This is a genomic window from Kumtagia sp. (genome assembly GCF_059502445.1).
In genome coordinates this window covers 21,240-43,414 of the sequence record NZ_JCACER010000027.1, presented here as the reverse complement: position 1 = coordinate 43,414, position 22,175 = coordinate 21,240, and the positions used below count along the sequence as shown (strand labels likewise).

Genomic DNA, 22,175 nt, shown 5'->3' with positions numbered 1-22,175 from the left:
CGCCGCCGCGTAGCTCACCGCCCCTTGAAAACCGGCTTGCGCCGCTCCGCGAAGGCGCTGATGCCCTCGCGCGCATCCTCCGTGCCGGCCAGCGCGGCGAGTGCCTGCGCCTCGTGCTCGAGCTGCGTCTCGAAGGGCTCGCTGCGCGCCGACATGAAGGTCCGCTTGATCGCACCATAGGCGAGCGTCGGGCCGGCGGCGAGTTTTTTGGCCACCGCCTCGGCGCTCGCCATCAGCTCGGCGCCGGGCACGACATAGTCGGCGAGGCCCGCCTGCCTCGCCTCGCCCGCCTCGATCGCCTCGGACAGCATGATGAAGCGTTTCGCCCGCGAAAATCCCATGCGGCTCGACAGCGAGACGGTGGAGCCGGAATCGGCGCAGAAGCCGATCATCGAGAAGGCGGCATTGAACTTCACGCCCTCGGCGGCGAAGACGATGTCCGACATAGCCACCAGCGACACCGCCCCGCCGGCGACGTCGCCCTGCACCGCGCAGACGACCGGCGCGTTCATGCGCTGGAAACGGCCCAGCGCCATGTGCAGGTCGGCCGTCCAGGCCTTGACGATGCGCGGGAGCTGCGACAGGTCCTTGACGAAAGCCCGGATGTCGCCGCCCACCGAGAAATAGCGTCCTTCGGCGGCGAGCAGCACGGCCCGCACGTCGTCGCGGCTGGAGAGCTCGACCGACAGGTCGCGCAGGTCGCGGCACATGCGCCCGTCCATCGGGTTGCCGCGCTCCGCCTGGGTCAAGGTGACCCGCGCCAGGCCGTCCTCAATCCGGCAGGCGAGTGTCTCCATCGTCAGCTCGGTCATGCCATGCGCTCCTTCCCGCTTGCTCAAAAAAGATATAGTAACATACTATTTTATAGCGCATGATTTGCAAGGCTTCGCTGCCGATCCGAGCCCTGAGCTTGTCGAAGGAGGGGAATGCGAGGTTGTCGGGAGGGGATGTGATCACGGAAGCCGTCGCCGATTCCGAGACCGACCGGCCGCCCGCCGGCTTCCGGCCGCTGCTCGGCCGCGCCGAGGTGGAGATGGTCGCCGGCCCCTTCTACGAGCGCAGGACCGCCGACGGCCAGTGCCAGCTCGGCTTCCGGGTGACCCCGCGCAAGCTCAACCGCATGGGTGTGTGCCACGGCGGCGTGCTGGCGGTCTTCGCCGACATCCAGGGCAGCGCGCTGAAGAAGTCGCTGGACCTGGTCGCCGAGTCGCCCACGGTCACGCTCGGCATCGACTATGCCGCGCCGGCTCATGCCGGCGCCTGGGTGCAGTCGCAGCCGGAGTTGGTGCGCCAGACCGCGACGCTGCTGTTTTTTCACGCCCTGTTTTATGCCGACGACACGCTCTGTGCGCGGGCCAGCGGCATCTACTATCTGAGCAGCCGCCGATCGGATGTGTGATCCGGAGGCTGGATTGAGGTCGCACTCCGTCCGACACCCCTCATCCGGCTTCCCCGGTGGTGAGCTTGTCGAACCACGCGGGCGTGGGCGCCGATCACCCTGCTACCAACGGAGGTGAAAGGTGGCGGCATTCCAGTCCGCGCACTTACTCGTGTTTCAGAAAACCCTTCGCCGCGGCGCGGCTGGCGAGAGCGCCGGTGCCGGCCAGATAGGCCTGCGTGCGGTTTTCCAATTCGACCGCCGCCTGCAGGCTGGCGGCTTCCAGATTGGCCCACATGCCCCGCTTGGTCATCCAGGTCGCCATGCGGCCGTTGTCGGCGACGGCGCGGGCCAGCGCGACGGCTTCGCCCATCAGCGCCTCCGGCTCGGCCAGCCGCAGCACCAGGCCGATGCGCTCGGCCTCTTCAGCCTCCACCATCCGCCCGGTCAGCATCATCTCGAAGGCCCGCGTCGTGCCGATCGCACGCGGCAGCAGCCAGCTCACGCCGATGTCGCAGCTCGACATGCCGACCTTCACGAAGGCCGAATTGAAGCGGCAGCGCGTCGAGCCGATGCGCGTGTCGCAGGCGAGCGCCAGCCCCAGCCCGGCGCCGGCCGCTGCGCCGTTCACCGCCGCGATCGTCGGCTGCGGGATGCCCCGCAACTTCGTTACCAGCGATCCGAATTTTTCCTGCCGTGCCATCCAGAAGGCGGCATCGCCGTCGCCCCCGGCCAGCGACAGGTCGAAGCCGGCGCAGAAACCGCGTCCTTCGCCGGTGAGCACCAGTACCCGCGCCTCCGAGCGGGCAACTTCGTCGAGCCGCGCCAACAGCTCGTCTACCATCGCGTCGGACAGGGCGTTCAGCTTGTCCGGCCGGTTGAGCCTGAGCGTGGCGACGCCGTCCGTCTCTTCGAGAAGGACGTCGGTCATCGGCCCTGCCGCTCCTTCTCGGCCGATTTGCGCAGCGTCTCGCGCGCCGCCGCCCAGTCCTCCGCGCTCATGTCGGAAAGCTCTGCGAAGGTCGACGGCGCGGTCAGCCGGTGGCCGCCATCGATCGGGATGGTGGCGCCGTTCACGTAGGAGCACTCGTCGAGCATCAGGAACACCAGGATGGTGCGCAGCTCGTCCATCTCGCCGTAGCGGCGCAGCGGCACCTTGTCGGGCTGGGTCGCGCCGACGGAAGAGCCGGGGATCGGGTTGAGCTTTTCCCAGGCGTTCTCGGTGGGGAAGGGACCGGGGGCGACGGCGTTCAGCCGGATGCCCTTCGGCCCCCATTCGGCGGCGAGCGACATGGTCATGGCATGGACGGCGGTCTTGGCCATGGCGCAGGGCACGACATAGGCCGAGCCCGACCAAACCCAGGTCACCAGATTGGAGACCACCGTGCCCTTAGTACCGCCGGCGATCCAGCGCTTGCCGCAGGCGAGGGTGGCATAGAAGCTGCCGTCCATCACGGTGGCGCGCACCGCGTCGTAGGCCCTGTGCGAGATCGATTCGGTGGGCGCGATGAAGTTCGCGCCGGCATTGTTGACCAGGCCGGTGAGTGGGCCGCCTTGCCAGAGGTCCGCGACCATGGCGTCCACCGCCTCGGCGTCGCGGATGTTCACCACCCGGTATTCGGCGGTGCCGCCCGAGCGCCGGGCGATCTCCGCGCAGGCGTCGGCCAGTACCTGCTCGCGCCGGCCGCAGATCGCCACATGCGCGCCATGCGCGGCGAAGCCGACCGACATCTCCTTGCCGAGGCCGGTGCCTCCGCCTGTCACCAGGATGCGCTTGCCCTTCAGGACGTCGCTGCGGAACGGGCTCATGCTTCCTCCCTGTCGGTTTTCCCGGCGACCATAGCCGAGACTTGATTGCAAGTCTAACGTATAGTACGCCAGAGTACGAAATCGAAGGAGGGAGCTGGATGTCCGCATTGCCCGAGATGACGAACTTCCGCACGCGGCGCACGGAGGACGGCATCCTGCATCTCGTCTTCGACATGCCGGACCGGTCGATGAACGTCTTCTCCAACCGGGCCATACACGAGATAGACGCATTCGCCGACTGGCTGAAAGGGGCCGACGTCGCCGGCGTCGTCGTCTCCTCTGGCAAGCCGGGCGCCTTCTGCGCCGGCGCCGACCTCACCGAGCTGTCGGCCGCCTACGACATGATCATGGCGGCGCCCGAGGCGGAACGCGACGCCCTGACGGTCGCGCATTTCTCGCCGATCGGCCGCGCCTTCCGCAAGCTGGAGACGGCGGGCAAGCCGGTTGCGGTCGCCGTGCACGGGCTGGCACTGGGCGGCGGCTGCGAGTTCGCTCTGGCCTGCCACCACCGGGTGCTGACCGACGTGAAGGAGACACAGCTCGGCCTGCCGGAATCGTTGGTCGGGCTCTTGCCCGGCGGCGGCGGCACGCAGCGCCTGCCGCGCCTGGTCGGCGTGGAAAAATCGCTCGGCGTGCTGCTGGAGGGCGCCCGCCTCGACGCGAACCGGGCGCGGGAAACAGGCGCGGCCAGCGAAACGGTGCCGCCCGGCAGGGAGATCGCGGCGGCGGAGGCCTGGATCCGCTCGAAGCCCGAGCCGCTGCAGCCTTGGGACCGCACGGACTGGAAGCCGGTCAGCACCGCTGAGCTCCTCGCCGTCACCGGCTCGCTGCGCGAAAAAATCCTGCGCGAGACCGGCGGCCACTATCCGGCCGAGCTGGCGATCCTCGACTGCCTCGACCGCGGCCTGCCGCAAGGCATGGACGAGGGCGTCGCCGCCGAAATCGACTGCTTCAAGGATCTCGTGCAGCGGATCGAGCCGCGCAACATGATCGCGGTGATGTTCCTCGGCCGCGTCGACTACGACCGGCGCCGGCGCAAGGACGCGCTTCCAGCCGGCCTCGATGCCTTCGCCGGCAAGGTGGATGCGGCGATGCAAGCAAAGGTCGCGGCGCTCGGCGAGCGCGGCGCCGCGGCAAGAAGCTTTGCCGGCATCGCCGGCGCCGCGCCGGGCGATGTCGCGGCGGCGCAGCAGGTCGCGGATCGCAAGCCGCAGTGGTTCGAGGCCCCGCAAGGCGTGATCGAACGCGCCGCGTTTGCCGTGCTCGCCGCCGGCGCGCTAGTCGCGGCCGAAGAAGCCGGGTCATTCGCCGAAGACGAGCGCAACCTGGTCGATTTCCACTGCCAGCAGGCCGCCGGCTTCCCGCGTTATCTCGGCGGCCCCTTCACCTTCCTGGCGCGCTACGGCGAGGCGCGGTGCCGGGCGCTGGCCGCCGGCTGAGGCTCGCGGCGACGCCGGCGCTGAGCGAGCCGGCCAAGGCAATCGCCTATGCGTTTACCCCCACCCCTGACCCCTCCCCTCAAGGGGGAGGGGGATCGGCTGCGTCTCCGCTAGGCACCAATCGTCGATGATTTCGCATGGCATAGCGGCCACAAAATCCCCCTCCCCCTTGAGGGGAGGGGTTAGGGGTGGGGGTGCGAGGCACCGAATTCCCCGCCAAGTGCCATATGACCGCGGCGAAAAGGTCGGCCCAGGGGCCAGCCCACGCCTCACCCCTTGCCCAGCACGCCGGACAGCACCTCCAGCCCCTGCGGATCGTGCGTGCCTTGCACGAAGATGCTGCTGGCGGTGAACACCGCGGTCGTCCCGACGCTGACAGTCGTGCGCGAGAACAGCAGGGTGCGCCCGCGCTTGGTCAGCTCGGTGCGCGCCTCGACCCAATCGCCCAACCGCACCGGCCGCAGATATTCCATCGACAGCGACACGGTCGGGATCGACGTCTCGGGCAGGTCGGCGGCGAGCCGCACCGAATAGGCGGCGAAATCGGCGAAACCCGCCAGCATGCCGCCGTGGCAGGTGCCGTGGTTGTTCATGTGCCGGGGCGAGCAGCGGAAGGCGACGACCAGCCCGCAATCCTCCACCCGCCCGTAGAACTGTGCCATCATCAGATGGAAGCCGATGCGCGGCGCGATCGGGCGAAAACCCGCCGGCGGATCGTCGGGCAGGTCGCGCGCCGCCAAGGCGGCGATCTGGTCGGCGCGGGCGTCGTCGCTCATGCTCAAAGATTCCTCGAGATCAGTTCCTTCATGATCTCCGAGGTGCCGCCATAGATGCGCTGCACCCGCGCGTCGGCATAGAGCCGGCAGATCTCGTATTCGCGCATGAAGCCGTAGCCGCCATGCATCTGCACGCCGGCGTCGACCACGCGCCCCTGCATCTCCGAGCACCAGAGTTTCGCCATCGAGGCGTCGAAGGTGGTCAGCCGGCCCTCCAGATGCCGGCCGATGCACTGGTCGACGAAGGCCCAGCCGACGGAAAGCTCGGTCTTCAGCTCGGCCAGCCGGTAGCGCGTGTTCTGGAAATCGGCCACCGCTTGGCCGAACGCCTTGCGCTCGCGCACATAGTCGCGGGTGATGTCGAAGGCTTTCTGGGCGGCGGCGATCGAGGTCACGGCGATGATCAGGCGCTCCTGCGGCAGCTCGCTCATCAGCATGCCCATCGCCTGGCCCTCGGCGCCCAGCGTGTTTTCCACCGGCACGCGCACGTCGTCGAAGAACAGCTCGGAGGTGTCGGCGCTGATCTGGCCGAGCTTGTCGAGGTTGCGGCCGCGGCGGAAACCCTCGCGATCGGCCTCGACGACGATCAGCGTCATGTTGCCGGAGCCGCGGCCCTCGCCGGTGCGGCACACCACGATGACGATGTCGGCATGCTGGCCGTTGGAGATGAACGTCTTTGCGCCGTTGATCACCCAGTCGTCGCCGTCCCTCACGGCGCGCGTGCGCACGCCCTGCAGGTCCGAGCCGGTTCCCGGCTCGCTCATGGCGATGGCTGAGACCAGCGAGCCGTAGACCATGCCGGGCAGCCAGCGTTGCTTCTGCTCCGGCGTGGCGTGGTGCAGCAGGTAGCCGAGGCAGACGTCGGCATGCACCGAGACGTCGGCCGCCGGTCCCATGAAGCCGGAATAGGCGAGCTCCTCGGCGACCACCGTGTGCATGCGGAAATCCGCGCCGAGCCCGCCATGCTCCTCGCCGACGCTCGGGCACAGGAAGCCGGCGGCCCCGAGCTTGCCCCACAGCGAGCGGTCTACGATGCCCGCTTCCTCCCAGGCGTCGAAATGCGGCGCGATCTCCTCGGCGATGAAGCGGCGCAGGCTGTCGCGCAGGCGGTTATGGTCCTCGCCGTAGAGCGCGCGGTTTGGCAGCATAAGGTCTCCTCCGGCAATCCGGGGGAGCGCTACAGTCCGCCGGCTTTGTACCGAAAGATTATAATATGCTAGCGAACTAAATTACAAGACCGAAAGCCGCGGCTCGCCGTGGTCTTCCAGCAGCTCGTCGTCGAGGCCGCCTCCCGCCGCGCCGTCGAAATTGCGGTCGGCGACGAGGCCGATCAGGTTCTTCTTCATGGCGTAGAGCGTGCGCGACGTCAGCTCCAGATCCTCGCGCGGAATACCCTTGAGGATGCGGGTGTTGAAGCTGTCGTTGATCGGGCCGATCTTGTTGATGAGGTCGCGCGCCTTGTCGGTCAGGTAGACGCGCTTGACGCGCCGGTCCTTCTCGTCGGCGCGGCGCTCGACGAAGCCGGCGCTCTGCAGCCGGTCGATCAGCGAGCCCAGCGCCACCTTGCCGACGTCGAGTTCGTTGGCCAGTTGCGTCTGCGGCAGGCCGTCGTTGCGCGAGACGAATGCCAGCACCCACCATTGCGAGCGGGTGATGCCGAGCGGCGCCAGCTCGCGATCGTAGGAGACGCGCCGCAGCCGCGATACGTCATGGATGAGATAGCCGAGCCTCAGATCCCAGGAGCGCGTCTCGTTCATATGGTTCTCCCGCCTTTTCTCTGCGGAGATTCGTAAGATTTCGAGCTTGTTAGCTATCATATTTTTCGCGTGGCGCAATGTACGCCCGCGTTTCTTGAGGTTCCATGCCATTCCCGTGGGGGAGGGCATCGCCGGCGGCGGTCACCGCTCATCCGCTTTACAAAAAAGATAAGGCAACATATCGTGTGATAGAGTATTAGTTTGAGATGCGGAGGAGACCATGCGGAAATCGAAGAAGGTCATCGTCAGCTGCGCGGTCACCGGCTCGATCCACACGCCCACCATGACGCCCTACCTGCCGATCACGCCGGACCAGATCGCCAGCGAGGCGATAGCGGCGGCGGAGGCCGGGGCAGCGATCCTTCACCTGCATGCGCGCAACCCGCGGGACGGCTCGCCCAGCCAGGACCCCGAGCATTTCCGCATGTTCCTGCCGCGCATCAAGCAGAGCTGCGACGCGGTGGTGAACATCACGACCGGCGGCGGGCTCGGCATGACGCTCGACCAGCGCCTCGCCGCTGCCCTGTGGGCAAAACCGGAAGTGGCGTCCATGAACATGGGCAGCCTGAATTTCAACATTTCCGGCGCCGCCGACAAGATCAAGGACTTCAAGGAGCCGTGGGAACGACCCTATCTCGAGCGGACGAAGGATTTCATCCTCTCCAACACCTTCACCCAGATCGAGCGCGGCATCACGGAACTGTCGGCCAACGGCACCCGCTTCGAGTTCGAGTGCTACGACATCGGCCACCTCTACAACCTCGCCCATTTCGTCGACCGCGGCATGGTCAAGACTCCGTTCCTCATCCAGGGCGTGTTCGGCATCCTTGGCGGCATCGCGCCCGAGCTGGAGCATCTCCTGCACATGCGCGACACGGCCGACCGGCTGTTCGGCGACGGTTATTATTTCTCATGCCTGGGCGCCGGCCGCCATCAGATGCCGTTCGCCACGGTCAACGCGTTGAAGGGCGGCCACGTCCGCGTCGGCCTGGAGGACTCCATCTACATCGGCAAGGGCGAGCTGGCGAAATCCAACGCCGAGCAGGTGGCGAAGATCGTGCGCATTCTCAAAGAGCTGTCGATCGAGATCGCGACCCCGGCAGAAGCCCGCGAGATGCTCGGCCTCAAGGGCAGCGACAATGTCGGGTTCTGAGATCGGATCTGGGGACAGTTTACTTTCTTTCGGCAGAAAGGCGCAGCAGTTCAGAAGTCGCGCGGGCCGAAAAAAGTAAACTGTCCCCGGCACTTAAACCCGGAACTTGCGCGCCCTCACCGCGCCGTCCGCGCCTCGCGATAGAGCGCATAGATGCCGGAGGCGATGACGATGGCGGCGCCGACGAGCGTCCAGACGTCCGGCAGCTGCGCGAACACCACAAACCCCCACGCCGTGCTCCAGATCATCAGCGTGTATTGCAGCGGCGACAGCACGACCGCCTCGGCCAACTCCAGCGCCCGCATGATGGTGAGCTCCGCGCAGCCGGCAACGCAGGCGACGCCGACCATCAGCAGCAGTTGCGTGCCGTCGGCCGGGTTCCTCCAGACGAAGGGCAGCGGCAGGGTCAGGATGAGGGCGGCGGTAAGCGCCGTGTAGGCGACGGTGGTCACCAGCGGATCGGCTCCGCTCACATGCCGCGAGATGATCTGGCGGACAGCGAAGGCGACGGCCGAGATCAGCGCCAGGAATATGGCGGGATGGAAGTCGCTGAAGCCGGGCCGGATCACGACCATGGTGCCGAGGAAGCCCAGCACGACGGCGATCCAGCGCTTCGGCCCCACCGCCTCTCCCAGAAGTGCTGCCGCCAGCACGGTGACTATGAACGGCGCGACGAAGGTGACGGCGGTGGCGTCGGCGAGCGGCACATGGGCCAGTGCGAACAGGAAGCTGGTGGCTGCCGCCACCACCGTCAGCCCGCGGCCGATCTGCAATCCGGGGTGGCGGCTGCGCAGGATGGACCGGCCCTTGATCATGAGCAGGACGAGGACGCCGCCGACCAGCCCGAGCTGGCGCAGCCACGCCACCTGCAGCGGGCTGACCGACTGCGTCAGCAGCTTCGCCATCATGTCCGAGGTCGAGTACAGGAAGAACCCCGCCAGCATGAAGAGAACGCCGCGGATGGTCTCGGAGCGCGTCGGCCGCCGGCGCCACGATGTCGGTCGGGCGGCCGGATCAGTGGTCATCCGCGGCCGCCCCTGGACGAAAAAGGGCAGCGCCCGGAGGCGCTGCCAGTCCGTCCTGGAGGAGACGGTCAACCGCGGTTGCGGGCATCGTCGGCCATCTGGCGTGCGATGATGAGCTTCATGATCTCGACCGAGCCGCCCGCGATCTTGGTGATGCGCGCGTCGGCATAGGCGCGGGCGATCGGCATTTCCCACATGTAGCCCCAGCCGCCGAACAGCTGCAGGCATTCGTCGACCGCCTTGCAGTGCAGCTCGGTGGTCAGCATCTTGGCCATCGCCGCGTCGACCGGGTCGAGCCTGCCGGCCATGAACAGCTCGATGCACCGGTCGGTGAAGACCCGCATCGCCGTCGCCTGCGCCTGCAGCTCGGCCAGCTTGAACTGGGTGTTCTGCTGCTCGAAGATCGAGCGGCCGAAGGCCTGCCGGTTCATCGTGTAGTCGACCGTCCACTGGATCACGGTCTCGGTGACCGTCGCCGAGCGGATCGCCTGGGCGAGGCGCTCCTGCGACAGCTTGGTCATCATCAGCGCAAAGCCCTGGCCTTCCGCGCCGAGCATGTTTTCCGGCGGCAGCCGCATGTCGTCGAAGAACAGCTCCGACGTGTCCTGCGCATGCATGCCGAGCTTGTCGAGGTTCTTGCCGCGCCGGAAACCCGCCCGGTCGCCTTCCACCAGGAACAGCGTGACGCCCTTGGAGCCGGCCTCCGCGTCGGTCTTGGTCGCCAGCACCAGCACGTCGCAGAGCTGGCCGTTGGAGATGAACACCTTCTGGCCGTTGATCAGGAACCCGTTGCCGTCGCGGATCGCCCGGGTCTTGATCGCCTTGAGGTCGGAGCCGGCATGCGGCTCGGTCATGCCGAGCGAGCCGATCCATTCGCCCGAGACCATCTTGGGCAGGAATTTTTTCTTCTGCGCCTCCGTGCCGAAGCTGAGAATGTAGGTGGCGACGAGGTCGGTGTGGATGAGGAAGCCAGGCCCCGACGCGCCCACCCGCCACAGCTCCTCGAAGACGACCACGTCGAACAGATAGTCGAGGCCGAGCCCGCCATATTCCTCCGGGACGGTGCAGCACAGCATGCCCTGCTCGCCGGCCTTGCGCCACAGCTCGCGCGGCACGATGCCGTCGCGTTCCCACTGCGCGTGGAAGGGCACGATCTCCTTCTCAACGAACTTGCGGACGCTCTCGCGGAATATCTCGTGTTCGTCGCGGAAGAGGGTGCGTGGGATCATCGGCCGGTCTTTCTTTTCGTATGCTACCGTACTTTTATCAGCCAATCATTCCGTAAGCAATCGTACAGTTTGCAAGATGACATTAGCTCAAGAGGCGGCCAGGCCGTCGCGATGCGCGGGATCGGCTATGCCGATCAGCGCGGTGCGGCGCGCCGCGTGCGACTTGCCCCTGAGATCGGCGATGCCGTGCTCGGTGATCACCAGGTCGATGTCGAAGCGGCCGAGCGAGACCGGCCCGGTGGCATCGCGGGCATGCACGATGCGCGAGATTTTTCCCTTGGCGGCGGTGGAGGGCAGCACCACGATGCGCAGCCCGTCGAGGCGGCGGGCGCCCGCGGCGAAATCGGAGGCGCCGCCCGGGCCGGAGACGAAGCCGCCGGGCGTGGCCTCGGCATGGGCCTGGCCTTCGAGGTCGACCTCGATCGCCGAATTGATCGCGACGAAGCGTTCGATCCCGGCCAGCGTGGCGATATCGTGCGTGAAGGACGGCGGCCGGAAGGAGAATTCCGGGCCGGACACCGCGTCGTAGAGCGCTTTGGTGCCGATGGCGACGCCGGCCGTAATCGGGTTCCGTGCCCTGAGCGCGCCGGCGCGCAGCAGGTGCAGGGCGGAATCGCCGATCAGGCCGGAATGGATGGCGAGGCCGCGCTTGCCCGTCAGCGCGCGCAGCACCGCCTCGGGTACGCGGCCGATGCCGGCCTGCAGCGTCACGCCGTCGGGGATCACGGTCGCCGCATGCCGGGCGATCCGCAGTGCCGTGTCGTCGACGCCGGGGTCGAATTCAGGAAGGGCCTGCGGCGCGTCGACGACCGCGTCGAACCGCTCGAACGGGATGCCTGGCGTGCCCAGCGTCGCCGGCATCTCCCGGTTCACATGGGCGATCAGGGTGGGGATGCGCTCCCAGATGTCGGCGAGGAAGTCGGTGACCGGCCCGAGGCTGCAGCGGCCGTCCGCGTCGGGCGGGGCGCACATCACGAGCGCCGCCTGCGGCGGGTTTTCGGCGAGCCAGAGGCGGATATCGCGATAGCAGAGCGGCAAGAACTCCACCCGTCCGCTGCCGGAAAATTCCGGCAGCATGAAGAAGGTGGTGACCGCCGCGCCCGTCTCCAGCAGGTAGGACGGCCGGTTGAGGCCGGGCACGAAAATGCCGGTGAAGGTCAGGTCTGGCCGGTTGAGGCCGGACAGTCCCTCCCTGAAAACCTGCGATTCGGCCGAGCAGGCGCTGGTCCAGCACAGCCCGCGCTCGGGCAGGTGCCGGCCGATCTCCATTGGCGCGATCGCGGCGGGCATCAGTCGACGAATTTGTGGAAGTCGGGCTTGCGCTTCTCGTTGAAGGCGTTGACGCCTTCCTTGGACTCCTCGGTGGCGTAGTAGAGCTTCACCGCGTGCAGGGCGAGGTTGCTGATGCCGCGGATCTGGTCGCTGTCGGCGTTGAACGAGCGCTTGAGGAAGGCGAGCGCCGTCGGCGAGCGCTCGGCCAGCGTGTCCGTCCATCGGGTGACGGCGGCGTCGAGCTCGGCGAGCGGCACGGCCTTGTTGATCAGCCCCATGTCGGCGGCTTCCTGCGCCGTATAGGTCTCGTTGAGGAACCAGATCTCGCGCGCCTTCTTCTCGCCGACGATGCGGGCGAGCAGCGCCGTGCCCCAGCCGGCGTCGAAGGAGCCGACCTTCGGTCCGACCTGGCCGAACTTCGCGGTATCGGCGGCGATCGCCAGGTCGCACAGCGTGACCAGCACATGGCCGCCGCCGATGGCAAAGCCGTTGACGCGGGCGATCACCGGCTTAGGCACGTCGCGGATCAGGCCCTGCAACTCGTCGATCGGCAGGCCGACGACGCCGCGCCCGTCATAATTGCCCTCATGCGCCGACTGGTCGCCGCCGGTGCAGAACGCCTTCTCGCCGGAGCCGGTGAGAACGATCGACGACACCCCCTTGTCGTTGCCGGCGAGCTGAAAGGCCTGGATCAGCTCCTCGAGCGTCTGGCCGCGGAAGGCGTTGTAGACCTTCGGCCGGTTGATGGTGATCCAGGCGGCGCGGCCCTTGATCTCGTACAAGATGTCCGAAAATTCATGTGTTTTGGTCACCGGCCTGCCTCCTTTTCAGCGGGCAACAGCCCTTTTTCGGTTTGTTTCGACGTGTTTTCGGCATGGTTTGCGCCGTTGTCACACCATGTTCATGCCGCCCGAGACCGAGATGGCCTGGCCGGTGATGTAGCCGGCGTCCGATGAGGCGAGGAAGGCGACGATGCCGGCATAGTCCTCCGGTTCGCCCATGCGCTTCAACGGGATGCCGCGCACCATGGCGTCCTTCCACTTCTCCGCCTGCTCGCCGGTGCCGAGCACCGACTGCATCATCGGCGTATTGGTGGGGCCGGGACAGACGCAGTTGAGCAGCACGTTGTTGCGGGCGAGCTCGCGGGCGATCGATTTGGTGAAGGAGATCATGCCGCCCTTGCACGCGGAATAGACGGCCTCGGTGGAGGTGCCGACGCGCGCCGCGTCGGAGGCGATGTTGACGACGCGGCCGCCGCCGCGCGCCACCATGCCCGGAAGCACCGCCTTGTGCATGTGGAGCGGGCCGCTGAGATTGATCGCGATGATCTTGTCCCAGAGCGGCTTGTCGGTCTGCAGGAACGGCGCCGGCTTGTCCCAGCCGGCATTGTTGACCAGCAGCCAGGTCGGCCCGAGATCGGCCTCGGCCCGCTCGACAGCCTTGTTGACGGCCTCCTGCTGGGCGACGTCTACGCCGTAGACCGTGACCTCTCCGCCCTTGGCGCGCGCCTCCTCGGCGGTTGCCTCGGCCGCCTCCGGCTTCAGGTCGAACACGGCGACCTTGCAGCCCTCGGCAGCCAGCCGCAGGGTGATCGCCTTGCCGATTCCCTGGCCGCCGCCGGTCACGATCGCGACTTTTCCTTTCAGATCAAGCACTTTGCTTTCCCTTCGTCGGATGGGTGGGAGCGTCTTCGCCCCTTGACCTCTTCGCCAAAAATAATATGCTTGCTTACGGTAAGCTTGCAAGATATTTCTGCCACCGACGGCAACGGAGACGCAAGTGGCAGAGGCAAGCCTGAAATCGGTGGCTGGATATCTTCCGCTCCTGCGCTTCGACCGCAAGGTGGCGCGCGCCGAACTGCGCTGGTCGGGCCTGGGCGGATCGGGACGCGGCCGGCGCGCGGTTGCCGGCTGGGACGAGGACGCGCTCACCATGGCCGCCGAGGCGGCGCGCGGCGTGGTGGCCGCCGGCCTGCCGGAATCGGTGGTCTTCGCCTCGACATCGTCTCCCTTCACCGACCGCTCGATGGCCGGGATCATGGCCGAAGCGCTCCGGCTGGAGCGGGCCGTCGTCGCCCAGGATACCGCCAATTCCCGCCGCGCCGCCACGACCGCGCTCATCAAGGCGCTGCGGGGCGGCGCGACCGAGCTGGTCGCGGCCGGCGAGAAACGCGCCGCGCAGCCGGGCAGCGCCCAGCACCTGAATTGGGGGGATGGGGCCGCCGCCGCGCTGGTGGGTCCCGGGAAGGGTATCGCCCGCCTGCTCGGTGCCGCGACGATCAATGCCGACCTGCTCGACGTCTTCACCTCCGCCGACGGCGGGCTTCCCTATGCGGCGGAGGATCGCTTCGTGCGCGACAAGGCGGCGGGCGAGGTCTACCTGCCGGCGGTGAAGGCGGCGCTGGAAAAGGCCGGCGTGGCGGCTGCCGACATCGCCGTCGCCGTGGTGCCGGAGCCGGTCGACGGCGTCTACGCCGGGCTGGCGAAGGCCTGCGGGCTGAAGGCGCCGAACCTGTGCGCCGAGATATCCCAGCAGGCCGGCGAGCTCGGCGCGGCGATGCCGCTCTTCGGTCTGGCGCTGGCGCTGGACCGCGCCGAGCCCGGGGCGAAGCTGCTTGTCGCCGGTTTCGGCAACGGCGCCGACGCACTCGTGTTCGAGGTAACCGGCCCCGGCACCGGCACGGCGGCAGCGGCGCTGCGGCAGGGCGTCGTCCTCACGTCCTACACCCGCCTGCTCAATCTCACAGGCAGGCTGCCGCTCGACTGGGGGCCGCGCTCGGAGGTGAACCAGAAGGTCTCGGCCTCGACGCTGCTTCGGCATGGCCGCGACATGCATGGCTTCGTCGGCGGCCGGGACCAGGGCGGCAACGTGCAGTTCCCCAAGACGCCGATACCGGTCCGGCCGGATGCCGAAAGTGCGGAGACATATCAGGACGTTCCGCTGGCGGACGTGCCGGCCAAGGTGGTGTCGATCACCGCCGACAGGCTGAACTTCACGCCCGACCCGCCCTTCCATTTCGGCCTGGTGCAGTTTGACAACGGCGCGCGCGTGGCGATGGAGCATTGCGACATCGAAGGTAGCAGCCCCGAAGTCGGCGACCCTGTGCGGATGCGCTTCCGGATCAAGTCGATCGACCGGCAGCGGCATTTCCGCAGCTATTTCTGGAAGGCGGCGCCGGCCGAACGCCCGGATCTGCCGGCGGAGGGTTGAGGCAATGGCAAGCGGCATCAAGGACAAGGTCGTCATCCTCGGCATGGGCTGCACCGCGTTCGGCGAGCGCTGGGACATGTCGTCGGACATGCTGATGGCGGAAGCCTTCGCCGAGGCGCTGACGGATGCCGGAATCGACAAGGGCCGGATCGAAGCGGCGTGGTTCGGCTCGGCGCTGGACGATTTCAATGTCGGCAACTCGGCGATCCCGCTCGCGACGGCGCTGCGGCTGCAGAACATCCCGGTGACGCGGGTCGAGAATATGTGCGCCACCGGCACGGAGGCGCTGCGCGGCGCCGTCTACGCGGTCGCCGCCGGCGCGGTCGACATCGCCATGGCCCTCGGCGTCGAGAAGCTGAAGGACACTGGCTTCGGCGGCCTGCCGATCCGCACGAAGGGCTCGGTCAACGACCTGTGGATGCCTTACGGATCGTCGCCCGGTACCTTCGCGCAGCTCGCCGGCGCTTATCGCGCCAAGCACGGCATTGCGCCCGCCGATCTCAAGCGCGGCATGGCGCATGTGAGCTGGAAGAGCCACCAGAACGGCACGCTCTCGCCCAAGGCGCATCTGCGCAAGCCGGTCGAGATGGACGCCATCCTCAATGCGCCGATGATCTCCGACCCGCTCGGTCTCTACGACTGCTGCGGTGTCTCCGACGGCGCCGCCTGCGCCATCGTCACCACGCCGGAGATCGCCAGAAGCCTCGGCAAGTCTCCCGCCGATCTCGTCGCCGTGAAGGCCCTTCAGGTCTGCACCTCGAACGGCTGGGAGAGCCAGTACGGGGAATGGGACGGCGCCTCGGTGCGCAACACGAGGGTGGCCGCCGGCCGCGCCTACCTGGAGGCAGGCATCAGGGATCCGAAGGGCGAAATCGGCATGACGGAGGTGCATGACTGCTTCTCCATAACCGAGTTGGTGACCATGGAGGATCTCGGCCTCTCCGCCGAGGGCCGTGCCACCTTCGACATCCTCGACGGACGCTACGACCGCGACGGTGCCATCCCCGCGCAAGTGGACGGCGGGCTGAAATGCTTCGGCCATCCCGTCGGCGCCTCGGGCCTGCGCATGGCCTACGAGGTGCACGCGCAGCTTCTCGGCCGCGCCGGCCAGCGGCAGCTCCGCCAGATCGATTTCGGCCTGACCCACAATCTCGGGGGGCAGCCGTCCAACTCGGTCTCCTCGGTTTCGATCTTCGGGCGGCTCTGAGGAGGAAAGATCATGGCGGGACGCTGGTTCGAGGGATTTTCCGAAGGCGAGGTGATCGAGCACGCCACCCGCCGCACCGTGACCGAAACCGACAACGTGCTCTACACGACGATGACGATGAACCCGGCGGCGATCCATCTGGATCACGACTATTCGTCGAAGACGGAATTCGGCAAGCCGCTGGTCAACTCGGTGTTCACGCTGGGGCTGGTGGTGGGGCTGAGCGTGGGCGACACGACGCTCGGCACCACCGTCGGCAATCTCGGCTTCGAGGACGTCAAGTTCCCGAAGCCGGTCTTCCACGGCGACACCATCCGCGCCGAGACCGAGGTGCTGGCCAGGCGCGAGAGCAAGTCGCGGCCGACGCAGGGCATCGTCACCTTCGTCCACCGCGGCTTCAACCAGCGCGGCGAGGTGGTGTGCGAATGCAGGCGGCTCGCCCTGATGATGAAGGCGCCGGCATGAGGCTGACCGCGCTTCTCTTCGTTCCCGCCGACTCGGACAAGAAATTCGAGAAGGCGAAGGCCGTCGGCGCCGATGGACTGATCCTCGACCTCGAGGATTCCGTTGCCCCGGTCGGCAAGGCAGCGGCGCGGGACATGCTGTCGGGCTGGATCGACGCCGCGAACGGCCCGCGCGACTGGTCGTTCTGGGTTCGCGTCAATCCGCTGGACAGCGGCCTGACCGCGCAGGACCTCGCCGCGGTCGTCCGCCCCGGCCTCGTCGGCATCGTCCTGCCCAAGGCCAATGGCGGCCACGACCTCGCCCGGGTCTCGGAAATGATCGATCCGCTCGAGGACGCGGCCGGCATGCCGCGGGGCAGCGTCGGGATCATCGTGGTGGCGACGGAGACCGCGGCGGCGATGTTCAACCTCGGCTCCTACGCGCCGGCTCATCCGCGGCTGGCGGCACTGACCTGGGGCGCCGAGGATCTGGCCGCCGTCGTCGGCGCCACCGCGAACAAGGAAGCGGACGGCGAGTGGACGCGGCCCTATCAGCTCGCCCGCTCGCTCTGCCTGTTCGCCGCAGCCAATGCCGAGGTGCCGGCGATCGATACGCTTCATACCGATTTCCGCGATCCGGAAGGGCTGGAAGCCGCCTGCCGGGTATCGCGCCGCGACGGCTTTTCCGGCCGGCTGGCGATCCACCCCGATCAGGTCGCCGTCATCAAGCGGGCGTTCGTGCCGAGCGAGGCCGACCTGGTCTTGGCCCGCCGGATCGTCGCCGCCTTCGCGGAGAATCCGGGTCTCGGCACGATCGGGATCGACGGAAAGATGGTCGACATTCCCCATCTGAAGCAGGCGCGGCGCGTGCTTGCCTCCGCGGGGGAAGGGTAGGGAGGTTAACGTGTCCAGGCCGGCAGAAGAGCGCGAAGACCTGATCAACTCCATCCGCGACGGCGTGCGCGGCGTGGTCCGCCAGTTCGACGCGGATTACTGGCTGGAGCGCGACGAGGACGGGCGCTTTCCCGACGAGTTCCACCGCGCCATGGCCGACGCCGGCTGGCTCGGCATCACCATGCCGGAGGAGCATGGCGGCTCCGGCCTCGGCGTCACCGAGGCTGCGATCATGATGCACGAGGTCGCCGGCCACGGCGGCGGCATGGCGGCGGCCTCCTCGGTTCACATCAACCTGTTCGGGCCGCATCCGATCGTCGTGTTCGGCACGCATGAGCAGAAATCGCAGTGGATCCCGCGGCTGGTCGCCGGCGAGGACAAGGTCGCCTTCGGCGTCACCGAGCCGGACGCGGGCCTCAACACGACGCGCATAAAAACCTTCGCCGAGAAGGTGCCGGGCGGCTACCGGGTCAACGGCCAGAAGGTGTGGACCTCCACCGCGCAGGTGGCGTCGAAGATCATGCTCTTGACGCGCACCACCCGCTACGAGGACTGCAAGCGCCCGACCGACGGCATCACCATCTTCTATACCGATCTCGACCGCTCGAAGATCGAGGTGCAGCGCATCCCCAAGATGGGCCGCAAGGCGGTGGATTCGAACGCCATCTTCATCGAGGACCTGTTCATCCCCGACGAGCATCGCATCGGCGAGGAGGGCAAGGGCTTTTCCTACATCCTCCATTCGCTCAACCCCGAACGCGTCCTCGTCGGCACGGAAGCGGTGGCGATCGGCCGCGACGCGCTCGCACGTGCCGCCAGATACGCGAAAGAGCGCATCGTCTTCGACCGGCCGATCGGCATGAACCAGGGCATCCAGCATCCGCTGGCGGAGAAGTGGATGTACCTGGAATCGGCCTGGCTGATGCTGCTCAAGGCGGCCGAGCTCTACGACGCCGGAAAACCCTGCGGGGCGGAGGCCAATGCCGGCAAGTTCCTTGGGGCGCGCGCCGGCTACGAGGCCTGCCTGCAGGCGGTGCTGACGCATGGCGGCTTCGGCTACGCCAAGGAATACCATGTCGAGCGGCTGCTGCGCGAAGTCACGGTGACGCGCATCGCGCCGGTCACCGAGCAGCTCATCCAGAGCTTTATCGCCGAGAAGGTGCTGGACCTGCCGAAGAGCTATTGAACCGCGCGGCCGGACGACGGAGGGACGCTCCGCGCCGGCTGGACCAGGCGGGCATGAACGAACGGAGACACGCATGGGCGTTATGGACGGCAAGGTGGCGCTGGTGACGGGCGCCGCGCGCGGCGTTGGCAGGGCTGTGGCGCTGGAGATGGCGCGCGCCGGCGCGGCCGTGGTGGTCAACGACCTCGGCGTCTCGCTGAGCGGCGAGGGCGGCGGCGACGCCCAGCCGGCCGAGGAAGTGGTCGCGGAGATCGCCGCGATCGGCGGGCGCGCGATCGCCAATTACGGCTCCGTGGCGAGATGGGACGATGCCCAGGCCATGGTGCGCGCCGCCATCGACGCCTTCGGCCGCATCGATGCGGTCGTCAACAATGCCGGCAATCTGCGCGACGTGCTGTTCCACAAGATGACGGAGGAAGATTTCGACGCGGTGGTCGGCGTCCACCTGAAGGGCACCTTCAACGTGTCGCGGGCGGCGGCACCCTACTTCAAGGAGCAGGGCGGCGGCGCGTATGTGCATATGAGCTCCACCTCCGGCCTGGTCGGCAATTTCGGCCAGGCCAACTATGCCGCCGCCAAGCTCGGTATCGTAGCCCTGTCGAAGTCGATCGCGCTCGACATGCAGCGCTTCAACGTGCGTTCCAACGCCGTCGCCCCCTTCGCCTGGACGCGCATGGTGTCGTCGATCCCGACCGACACGCCGGAGCAGCAGAAGCGCGTCGAGGGGCTGAAGAAGCTCGTGCCCGAAAAGGTCGCGGCGCTGTGCGTCGCGCTGTGCTCGGATGCCGCCGCCGGCGTCACCGGCCAGATATTCGGCTCGCGCAACAACGAGATCTACCTGTTCTCGCAGCCGCGGCCGATCCGCACCGCCCACACCGCCGACGGCTGGACGCCGGAGGCGATCATCGAGCGCGTCATCCCGCAGTTCCGCAACGACTTCTACCCGCTGCACCGCTCCGGCGAGGTGTTCACCTGGGATCCGGTGTGATGGCGTTCGATCCGGATCGTCTACGCAACTGGGATTTCGGCGAGCAGCGGCAGTCCTACACGGCCCGCGACGCCATCCTCTACGCGCTGGGCGTCGGCCTGCCGATCGCGCCGGGCGAGAGCGACGATCTCGACTTCCTGCTCGAGGATCGGCTGCGGGTGCTGCCGTCCTTCGCAGTCACGCTCGCCACGCCCGGCATGTGGCCGAAGAACCCGGCGCTGGAGATCGGCTGGGTAAAAGTGCTGCACATGGCGCATGCGGCGCGCTTCCAGCGGCCACTGCCGCCGCAAGCCGAGGTGGTGAGCCGCGCCGCGATCACCGAGCTTTACGACCGGGGCGCCGACAAGGGCGCGGTCTGCGTGCTCAGGCGGGCTGTGACGGACGCGGCCGACGGCACGCTCTACTGCACCATCGACCAGACGGTCGCCTTGCGCGGCAATGGCGGCTTCGGCGGAGTTCCGCTGCCGAAGGTGGAGCGGCCGAAAATGCCGGCGCGGATGCCGGACCATGCCGAGAGCGTCGCGACATCGGCGCGCGCCGCGCTGGTCTACCGGCTGTCGGGCGACACCAACCCGCTGCATGCCGACTATGAGGTGGCGCGCAAGGCCGGCTACGACCGACCGATCCTGCATGGGCTCGCCTCCTACGGCACCGCCTGCGCTGTGGTGCTGCGCGCCTTCTGCGGCGGCGATCCGGCCCGCCTGAAGGCGCTCGACCTGCGGTTTTCCGGCGTGGTGATGCCCGGCGACCGGCTCGACTTCGCCTGCTGGCAGGAGGAGGGACGTGTGCTGTTCGAGGCGAAGGTCGGCGATCGCACGGCGATGGACCAGGGCGTGGCCGAGATCGGTTGAGGCGCGGCGTGCCGGTAGGGCGGCCGGTTACACTCCCCTCCCGGCAGGGTATCGCATGTGGGTCTACCCCCACCCCTCAAGGGGGAGGGGAACTTTGCGGCCGCCATGCCGCGCGAAACCGTCGAGGATTGACGCCTTGCGGTGATGCCAACCAGTCCCCCTCCCCCTTGAGGGGAGGGGTTAGGGGTGGGGGTCCTAGCCGACGACGGGACGAAATCGACAGCGACCCGCTATGCGAAATCCCTGCCCAGCATGTGACGCGCGATGATCATCTTCATGATCTGTGGCGTGCCGTCGGCGATGATCTGGCCGAGCACGTCGCGGTAGCGCTGCTCGACCGGGAAATCCTGGGTGTAGCCGTAGTGGCCGTGCAGCACGAGGCAGTCTCGGATGACGTCGGCGCAGAGTGCCGGGCCCTCAGCCTTGCACATCGCCGCCTCGGCGGTGTGCGGCAAGCCCTGGTCGCGCAGCCACAGGGTGCGGTAGCAGAGCCAGCGCAGCATCTCGAGTTTCGCCTTCGCCTCGGCCAGCGGGAACGACACGCCCTGGTTCTTCGAGATAGGTTGGCCGAAGGCCTGTCGGCCCTTCACGTAGTCGACCGTCTCCTCCAGCGTCTGCTCGGCAGCGCCGAGGCACATCAGGCCGATGAGGGCGCGGGTGTAGTCGAAGGTCTGCATCACCTGGGTGAAGCCGGCATTCTCCGGCCCGATCATGTTGGCGGCCGGGATGCGCACGTCGTCGAGGAACAGCGAGCCGCGCACGATGCCCCTGCCGCCCATGTCTTCGTAGCGGCTCTTCGACAATCCCGGTGAATCGAGCGGCAGCAGGAAGGCGGAGACGCCCGCCGCCTTCTTCTCCGGCGCGGTCCTGGCGAACAGGATCGCCGCGTCGGCTGCCATCAGCAGGGTGATCGCCGATTTCTCGCCGTTGACGACGAAATGGTCGCCGTCGCATACGGCGCGGGTGCGGATCGCCGCGGCGTCGGAGCCGCAATGCGGCTCGGTCAGGCAGACGCTGAGGATCTTTTGGCCCGCCGCCAGCGGCGCCAGCCAGGCCTCGCGGATTTTTGACGAGGCGAAGCGGCCGATTATGTCGCCGGCGAAACAGGCGTTGAGGATGCCGTAGCAGACGTTGAAGTCGCCCTTGGCGATCTGCTCGATCGCCAGTCCGGCCTCAAGATAGGAGAGGCCGTTGCCGCCGAGTTCCTCCGGCACGCGCAGGCCGAAGACGCCCATCTGGCCGAGTCGCGGCCAGAGCTTTGCCGGGAATTCGCGGTTGCGGTCCCAGCGCGTGTAGTGGGGCGCAAGCTCGGCCCTGGCGAAGGCGGCGAGCGACCGCTGCAGGATCCGCTGCTCGTCCGTCAAGGCGAAATCCATCACTCTCCCCAGAAGATATGCAAACGTACGAAATGCTAGCGAATCAAAAGGCGCGGCGCAATCCGGCAAAACGTGAGTCCTGCTTACTTGATGATTGTCGACGGGCACCTATTTCGCATTGAATGGCAATAAAACGCTGGAGGAAGCCTGATCCTTGACGACGTGATTATAACTTAGTACGC

22 protein-coding genes are annotated in these 22,175 nt (G+C 67.5%); 10 read left to right on the top strand and 12 right to left on the bottom strand.

Annotated elements, in window-relative coordinates; translation table 11 throughout:
* Nucleotides 1–14 precede the first annotated feature (14 nt).
* Nucleotides 15–812, bottom strand: coding sequence for an enoyl-CoA hydratase/isomerase family protein (locus AC5JDC_RS11660; protein ID WP_495841493.1), 798 nt, complete (start codon nt 810–812; stop codon nt 15–17).
* Nucleotides 813–949: 137 nt separating this feature from the next.
* Here AC5JDC_RS11660 and AC5JDC_RS11655 point away from each other — a divergent pair, with 137 nt between their 5' ends.
* On the top strand, nt 950–1,399 hold the full coding sequence (locus AC5JDC_RS11655) for a PaaI family thioesterase (RefSeq protein WP_495841492.1): 450 nt from the start codon (nt 950–952) through the stop codon (nt 1,397–1,399).
* A 145-nt stretch (nt 1,400–1,544) separates the two neighbouring features.
* On the opposite strand, the gene AC5JDC_RS11650 is transcribed toward AC5JDC_RS11655, so the two are convergent.
* Nucleotides 1,545–2,309 carry an enoyl-CoA hydratase/isomerase family protein gene (locus AC5JDC_RS11650; protein ID WP_495841491.1) on the bottom strand — a complete coding sequence of 255 codons (765 nt, stop codon included), beginning with the start codon at nt 2,307–2,309 and terminating at the stop codon, nt 1,545–1,547.
* Nucleotides 2,306–3,187, bottom strand: coding sequence for an SDR family oxidoreductase (locus tag AC5JDC_RS11645; RefSeq protein WP_495841490.1), 882 nt, complete (start codon nt 3,185–3,187; stop codon nt 2,306–2,308). Before AC5JDC_RS11645 ends, AC5JDC_RS11650 begins: the two co-directional genes overlap by 4 nt.
* A 98-nt stretch (nt 3,188–3,285) precedes the next feature.
* Between AC5JDC_RS11645 and AC5JDC_RS11640 the strand changes: the two genes are divergently transcribed.
* Entirely contained in the window at nt 3,286–4,626 is a 1,341-nt protein-coding gene (locus AC5JDC_RS11640) for an enoyl-CoA hydratase-related protein (RefSeq protein WP_495841489.1), read from the top strand.
* A 269-nt stretch (nt 4,627–4,895) separates the two neighbouring features.
* Here AC5JDC_RS11640 and AC5JDC_RS11635 read toward each other — a convergent pair whose 3' ends face one another.
* The 3 genes from AC5JDC_RS11635 to AC5JDC_RS11625 all read right to left on the bottom strand — a co-directional run bounded on the left by AC5JDC_RS11635 (nt 4,896) and on the right by AC5JDC_RS11625 (nt 7,159).
* A complete protein-coding gene (locus tag AC5JDC_RS11635) occupies nt 4,896–5,402 on the bottom strand; it encodes a PaaI family thioesterase (RefSeq protein ID WP_495841488.1) in 507 nt (168 codons plus the stop codon).
* A 2-nt stretch (nt 5,403–5,404) separates the two neighbouring features.
* A complete protein-coding gene (locus AC5JDC_RS11630; protein WP_495841487.1) occupies nt 5,405–6,550 on the bottom strand; it encodes an acyl-CoA dehydrogenase family protein in 1,146 nt (381 codons plus the stop codon).
* Between the two features lie 81 nt (nt 6,551–6,631).
* Nucleotides 6,632–7,159, bottom strand: a complete 528-nt coding sequence (locus AC5JDC_RS11625) for a MarR family winged helix-turn-helix transcriptional regulator (protein WP_165816111.1) — start codon at nt 7,157–7,159, stop codon at nt 6,632–6,634.
* Between the two features lie 220 nt (nt 7,160–7,379).
* Between AC5JDC_RS11625 and kce the strand changes: the two genes are divergently transcribed.
* Complete coding sequence (gene kce, locus AC5JDC_RS11620) at nt 7,380–8,312, top strand: 3,5-dioxohexanoate:acetyl-CoA acetone transferase (protein WP_495841486.1); 933 nt, start codon at nt 7,380–7,382, stop codon at nt 8,310–8,312.
* 116 nt (nt 8,313–8,428) lie between these two features.
* Here the strand turns inward: kce and AC5JDC_RS11615 are convergent, their stop codons facing one another.
* The 5 genes from AC5JDC_RS11615 to AC5JDC_RS11595 form a co-directional block, all read right to left on the bottom strand.
* Entirely contained in the window at nt 8,429–9,337 is a 909-nt protein-coding gene (locus tag AC5JDC_RS11615; protein ID WP_495841485.1) for a DMT family transporter, read from the bottom strand.
* Between the two features lie 68 nt (nt 9,338–9,405).
* A complete protein-coding gene (locus tag AC5JDC_RS11610) occupies nt 9,406–10,566 on the bottom strand; it encodes an acyl-CoA dehydrogenase family protein (RefSeq protein WP_495841484.1) in 1,161 nt (386 codons plus the stop codon).
* A gap of 87 nt (nt 10,567–10,653) precedes the next feature.
* Entirely contained in the window at nt 10,654–11,856 is a 1,203-nt protein-coding gene (locus AC5JDC_RS11605) for an acetyl-CoA hydrolase/transferase family protein (RefSeq protein WP_495841483.1), read from the bottom strand.
* Nucleotides 11,856–12,650, bottom strand: a complete 795-nt coding sequence (locus tag AC5JDC_RS11600) for an enoyl-CoA hydratase-related protein (protein WP_495841482.1) — start codon at nt 12,648–12,650, stop codon at nt 11,856–11,858. Before AC5JDC_RS11600 ends, AC5JDC_RS11605 begins: the two co-directional genes overlap by 1 nt.
* 78 nt (nt 12,651–12,728) lie before the next feature.
* Complete coding sequence (locus tag AC5JDC_RS11595; protein ID WP_495841481.1) at nt 12,729–13,493, bottom strand: glucose 1-dehydrogenase; 765 nt, start codon at nt 13,491–13,493, stop codon at nt 12,729–12,731.
* A 124-nt stretch (nt 13,494–13,617) separates the two neighbouring features.
* Here AC5JDC_RS11595 and AC5JDC_RS11590 point away from each other — a divergent pair, with 124 nt between their 5' ends.
* The 7 genes from AC5JDC_RS11590 to AC5JDC_RS11560 all read left to right on the top strand — a co-directional run bounded on the left by AC5JDC_RS11590 (nt 13,618) and on the right by AC5JDC_RS11560 (nt 20,617).
* Nucleotides 13,618–15,048, top strand: a complete 1,431-nt coding sequence (locus AC5JDC_RS11590) for a hypothetical protein (protein ID WP_495841480.1) — start codon at nt 13,618–13,620, stop codon at nt 15,046–15,048.
* A gap of 4 nt (nt 15,049–15,052) precedes the next feature.
* Nucleotides 15,053–16,255: an acetyl-CoA acetyltransferase gene (locus AC5JDC_RS11585; protein ID WP_495841479.1), complete on the top strand. Its 1,203-nt coding sequence runs from the start codon at nt 15,053–15,055 to the stop codon at nt 16,253–16,255.
* A 12-nt stretch (nt 16,256–16,267) separates the two neighbouring features.
* The gene (locus AC5JDC_RS11580) at nt 16,268–16,720 is read left to right on the top strand and encodes a MaoC family dehydratase (RefSeq protein ID WP_106773453.1); all 453 of its coding nucleotides are present in this window, start codon (nt 16,268–16,270) and stop codon (nt 16,718–16,720) included.
* Nucleotides 16,717–17,592: an HpcH/HpaI aldolase/citrate lyase family protein gene (locus tag AC5JDC_RS11575; protein WP_495841478.1), complete on the top strand. Its 876-nt coding sequence runs from the start codon at nt 16,717–16,719 to the stop codon at nt 17,590–17,592. The genes AC5JDC_RS11580 and AC5JDC_RS11575 overlap by 4 nt, the downstream gene beginning before the upstream one ends.
* Nucleotides 17,593–17,602: 10 nt before the next feature.
* Nucleotides 17,603–18,778 carry an acyl-CoA dehydrogenase family protein gene (locus tag AC5JDC_RS11570; RefSeq protein ID WP_495841477.1) on the top strand — a complete coding sequence of 392 codons (1,176 nt, stop codon included), beginning with the start codon at nt 17,603–17,605 and terminating at the stop codon, nt 18,776–18,778.
* Between the two features lie 73 nt (nt 18,779–18,851).
* Nucleotides 18,852–19,766, top strand: coding sequence for an SDR family NAD(P)-dependent oxidoreductase (locus AC5JDC_RS11565; protein WP_495841476.1), 915 nt, complete (start codon nt 18,852–18,854; stop codon nt 19,764–19,766).
* A complete protein-coding gene (locus AC5JDC_RS11560; RefSeq protein WP_495841475.1) occupies nt 19,766–20,617 on the top strand; it encodes a MaoC/PaaZ C-terminal domain-containing protein in 852 nt (283 codons plus the stop codon). The genes AC5JDC_RS11565 and AC5JDC_RS11560 overlap by 1 nt, the downstream gene beginning before the upstream one ends.
* A 230-nt stretch (nt 20,618–20,847) precedes the next feature.
* Here AC5JDC_RS11560 and AC5JDC_RS11555 read toward each other — a convergent pair whose 3' ends face one another.
* A complete protein-coding gene (locus tag AC5JDC_RS11555) occupies nt 20,848–21,993 on the bottom strand; it encodes an acyl-CoA dehydrogenase family protein (RefSeq protein ID WP_495841474.1) in 1,146 nt (381 codons plus the stop codon).
* Nucleotides 21,994–22,175: the final 182 nt, after the last annotated feature.